5 protein-coding genes are annotated in these 4,090 nt (G+C 64.7%); 3 read left to right on the top strand and 2 right to left on the bottom strand.

The window, feature by feature from the left end:
* On the top strand, window positions 1-765 hold a 765-nt coding region (locus DH10_RS31795), incomplete at its 5' end, for a xanthine dehydrogenase family protein molybdopterin-binding subunit (RefSeq protein WP_192385720.1).
* Between the two features lie 66 nt (window positions 766-831).
* Here the strand turns inward: DH10_RS31795 and DH10_RS31790 are convergent.
* Window positions 832-1,206 (bottom strand): YybH family protein, encoded by a 375-nt coding sequence (locus tag DH10_RS31790; RefSeq protein ID WP_192257383.1) that lies wholly within the window; start codon window positions 1,204-1,206, stop codon window positions 832-834.
* 398 nt (window positions 1,207-1,604) lie between these two features.
* On the opposite strand from DH10_RS31790, the gene DH10_RS31785 reads away from it, so the two are divergent.
* A complete protein-coding gene (locus DH10_RS31785; RefSeq protein WP_246811673.1) occupies window positions 1,605-2,309 on the top strand; it encodes a gamma-glutamylcyclotransferase in 705 nt (234 codons plus the stop codon).
* Window positions 2,310-2,320: 11 nt separating this feature from the next.
* A complete protein-coding gene (locus DH10_RS31780) occupies window positions 2,321-2,803 on the top strand; it encodes a hypothetical protein (RefSeq protein ID WP_246506672.1) in 483 nt (160 codons plus the stop codon).
* Between the two features lie 61 nt (window positions 2,804-2,864).
* Here DH10_RS31780 and DH10_RS31775 read toward each other — a convergent pair whose 3' ends face one another.
* Entirely contained in the window at window positions 2,865-3,875 is a 1,011-nt protein-coding gene (locus tag DH10_RS31775) for a zinc-dependent alcohol dehydrogenase family protein (RefSeq protein ID WP_192385719.1), read from the bottom strand.
* Window positions 3,876-4,090 lie beyond the last annotated feature (215 nt).

Here is a 4,090-nt window from a genome sequence, read left to right as displayed (position 1 = left end):
ACCGGCGGCTCGCGGCTGGCCGGCGTCATGACCGGCGCCGTCTACAAGGCGGCCGGCCAGGCGCTGGACGACCTGATCGGGCTGGCGCTCTCCGATCCGCGCTCGCCCTTCCAGAAGCTGCAGGCGAACACGCTGCAAGTGAGAGACGGCCGCATCGCCTCGCCGCGTGGCGAAGGGCCGGAGCTGTCGATCGCCGAGCTGATGAGCGCGCTTGGCCGCGAGCGGATCGAGGCCAAGGGCGACACCATGCCGGCGAACTCGACGCCGGAGGCGCGCTACAAGAACTACACCACCATCGCCATGGCGATCCCGCACACCGAAGGCGACTATTCGCGCCATTCCTGGTGCGCGCATTTCGTCGAGGTGCGGGTGGACGAGGATTTCGGCACGGTGCGCGTCTCGCGCGTGGTCTCGGCGCTGGATTCCGGCCGGCTCTACAACCCGAAGCTGGCGGAAAGCCAGTGGAAGGGCGGCATCATCATGGGCATCGGCCAGGCGCTGCTCGAAGAAGGCATCGTCGACCGAAGGCACGGCCGCATCGTCAACGGCAACCTCGCCGACTACATGCTGCCGACCAACGCCGACATTCCGGATATCCAGACGATTTCTGTCGGCATCCCCGACCCGCATTCGTCCGCGCTCGGCGGCAAGGGCGTGGGGGAACTCGGCATTGTCGGCGTGGCGCCGGCGATTGCCAATGCGGTGTTCCACGCGACGGGGAAGCGGGTGCGGGATTTGCCGATTACCTTGGAGAAGTTGATTTAGCGATGGCCTTAGGGCGCGTAATCTCCCTCCCTTGCGGGGGGAGATCGCAGCTCCAACGACGCCACCCTACCCCAGCAAATTCGCATCCCTTACCAGCCGCCAGCGCCCGTCGCTCTCCTTGCGCAACAACGTTAGCGTGTAGCCCGACCGCCGCACCGGCTCGCCGCCCGGCGGTGTCGCCGTCATGTCGATGCGGTTGCGGATATAAGCCCAGTCGCCGAGCAGCTTCAGCTCGATGATCTCGCTCACGCCGTCCATCTTCGTTTCCCCCATGCCCCTGGAGGCGGCTGCGAATTCCTCCTTACCGAACGGCTCCTTGCCGGGGACCATGAAGACGACGTCGTCCGTCATCAGGCCAAGCACCGTATCCAAATCGCCCTTGCGGCTTGCCGCCATCCACGTATCGACCACCTGCCGGATCGCGGCTTCGTCTTCGGTCATTGGGTTGTCTCCTTGCAATCGTGCGGCGGGCGGATTCGTCGGTGAATAGGTGGGGCAAACGTCGCCGCTGGCAATATGCGCCTGCGGGAGCGCCGACGCTGGGTCACCGATTGGCTTGGGAGCCGTGACGGGCCGACTTTGCCCAACAATGGTTGGCCGCAGTAGCCTCGCGACGACTCGCCAAAGAGTGGTTTTCCGACATGGGCTGCAGCAGTAATATTGCTGCACGGGTTGTTCGACTCCACGGGGGATTCGAGAGATATGCCGCGAGCGCGACGCCAGATGGCGCTGACTGCTGATTTGGTCGCGCGTACAATTCGCGCGATTGAGAATACCGGTCCGGCCCCGGATATGGTTCGAAACACCGAAAAACCGAGTGGAACGCCATCGTTCGGGACATGTTGGCAACGCGTCCTGATGGACCGGATGTGTGGATTTTCGCCTATGGCTCACTTCTCTGGAATCCGGCCGTGGAACACGTGGAGGAGCGTGCAGGCGTAGTGCCGGGGTGGCACCGTTCGTTCTGTATTCGCATGCGGGATTGGCGCGGAACTGTCGACCAGCCAGGCTTGACGATGGGGCTCGACCGGGGAGGCCAATGCAGGGGAAGGGCCCTACGGCTGGCGGAAGACACGATTGAAGCCCAACTCGGAAAACTTGTCCGACGCGAAATGCCGGTGCGGCCGTCCAGCAAGCCGTTAACCCACGCTCACCGTTGGGTGCAGGTTCGGACAGATCAAGGGCTCGTTCGAGCCCTTGCCTTCGTCGTCAACCGAAAGGGAGGCAACTATATGGGAGGCCTTACCCTGGATGAGACGGCGGGCATTTTGGCCAGAGCATGTGGCCACGGAGGATCGTGCGCCGAATATCTTCACAACACAATCTCGCAATTGGAGGCCTTGGGCATTCGGGATCGCAACTTGTGGCGCTTGCAGTCGCTTGTTGCAGACAAGCCTTACTTCGTCGCATCCGTGACCTGGCCGGGCAATGCGACCCTGTCCCGACGGCGTCTCAAAGAACCTCTCAAAGGAATCCCACCCCGGTTCGCCAATCTCCCCGCTGTCCTGGTTTCAATTGCTCGGTATGATCCTCCCGCATCTTAACGGGAGGCATCATGAAAAGCGTATTGGCAACCATCATCCTGGCGCTGGCCACCCAGTCCGCCCATGCCGCATCCTGCGCCTGGTCCGCCAAAATGGAGGAGGACGAGGGCGGCAGCGTGATAATGGCCTCGGTCTGCGGCGGGCCGAAGGGCGACGCGCAGTTAATGCTGGCCTGCTTCGACAAGCCGGTGCTGAGCTATGATCTGGGCGCCGCGGGCGGGCAGCTCGAGCCCGGCATCAGCGGCTCCTTCACCTTCAGGGCCGGCGGCAAGAGCGTGACCAAAAAGCTGGTTCTCGAGGCGATGTACAATTATTTCACGGCGGAGCTTTCCGGCCCATCCGACCCGCTGCTGGCGCTTTTGCGCGGCAAGGGTGAGGTGAAAATCAGCGCGGATAAGTATGGCGAGGCGAGCTTTCCGCTGACCGGATCGAGCGCGGCGATCGGCAAGGTGCTGGCCGAGTGCGGCAAGGGTTCGGGCGGCGAGGCTGATTGAATCTCACCCGCTTAGGGGAAGATTGCGCGCTCCGCCGCCTTCGCCAATCTCCATCAGCAGCCTACCAGTCCAACCCGAACACCAGCTTGCCGAAATGCAGGCCGCCGGCGGCCATGTGGGTGTAGGCTTCGGTCGCCTCGTTCTGTGAAAACACCTTGTCGACGACCGGCTCGATGCCGGCGGCGGCGATGGCGCGGGCGGCGTCGCGCAGGTCTGAGACCGATCCGGTGTTGTTGCCCACCACCTTCAGCGCCTTGATGATGATCGGCAGCAGGTTGACGGTCGCCTCGGCGCCGGTGACGAAGCCGATGGTGAAGAGCGTGCCGCCGGGCGCGGTGGCGTTGACGGCGCGGGCGAAGGTTGCGGTGCCGCCGGTCTCGACGACGAGGTCGGCGCCGAGTCCATCGGTCAGTTCCAGCACCTTGCCGTCCCAGTCGGGCGTCGCGCGGTAGTTGATGAGATGATCGGCGCCGAGCCCATGCGCCCGCTCCAGCTTCTCGTCCGACGAGGAGGTGATGATGACGGTGGCGCCGGCCGCCTTAGCGAGCTGCAGCGTGAAGATCGAGACGCCGCCGGTGCCAAGCAGCACGACCACCGAGCCCGGCCCGACATCGGCGGCGCGGATCGCGTTCCAGGCGGTGGTGCCGGCGATGGGCAGGGTCGAGGCCGCCTCGAAGGAGAGATGCGCCGGAACCGGCACGACCGAATTGGCCGGCAGGGCGACATATTCGGCCAGCGACCCGGGCAGCGAGATGCCGCGCATCTGCGTCATCTCGTAAGGCCGCGGCCGGCCGCCGATCCAGCGCGGCTTGGCATGGGCGACGACGCGGTCGCCCGTGCTGAACCTTGTCACGCCCTCGCCGAGCGCGACGATCTCGCCCGCGCCGTCGGCAACCGGAATGAGCGGGAAGACCGGTCCGGGATAGTTGCCGCTCGCCACAGCGACATCGACGAAATTCAGGCTCGCCGCGCGCTGGCGGATCAGCACCTCGCCGCGCTGCAGTTCGGGCGTGGCGACGCTGGCGGCGCGGAAGCCGTCCAGCCTGGGCTGGCTGAGTTCGATGGCTTTCATGGGTTCACTCCGTGGGTGGTCGATTGACGGGTTGAGCGAACCTAGCTGCTGCGCTATTCCTCGATAATTGTTGGACTTTGCATTTGAGCATTGCAAATCATGCAGCAATTCCATGAACCCTCCGCCCTTGCCGAAATGGCGGCCTTCGCGGCCGTCGCCGAGGCGCGCTCCTTCACCAGGGCGGCGGCGCGGGTCGGGCGCGACGCGACCATCCT

The organism is Mesorhizobium silamurunense (genome assembly GCF_014843825.1).
Lineage (GTDB): Bacteria > Pseudomonadota > Alphaproteobacteria > Rhizobiales > Rhizobiaceae > Mesorhizobium > Mesorhizobium silamurunense.
This window is presented reverse-complemented; position numbering and strand designations above follow the sequence as displayed.

Excerpts from the sequence above, each read along its gene's own strand:
- DH10_RS31790 (WP_192257383.1), bottom strand. The coding sequence starts at position 1,206 with ATGACCGAAGACGAAGCCGCGATCCGGCAGGTGGTCGATACGTGGATG.
- DH10_RS31785 (WP_246811673.1), top strand. The coding sequence starts at position 1,605 with ATGTTGGCAACGCGTCCTGATGGACCGGATGTGTGGATTTTCGCCTAT.
- DH10_RS31780 (WP_246506672.1), top strand. The coding sequence starts at position 2,321 with ATGAAAAGCGTATTGGCAACCATCATCCTGGCGCTGGCCACCCAGTCC.
- DH10_RS31775 (WP_192385719.1), bottom strand. The coding sequence starts at position 3,875 with ATGAAAGCCATCGAACTCAGCCAGCCCAGGCTGGACGGCTTCCGCGCC.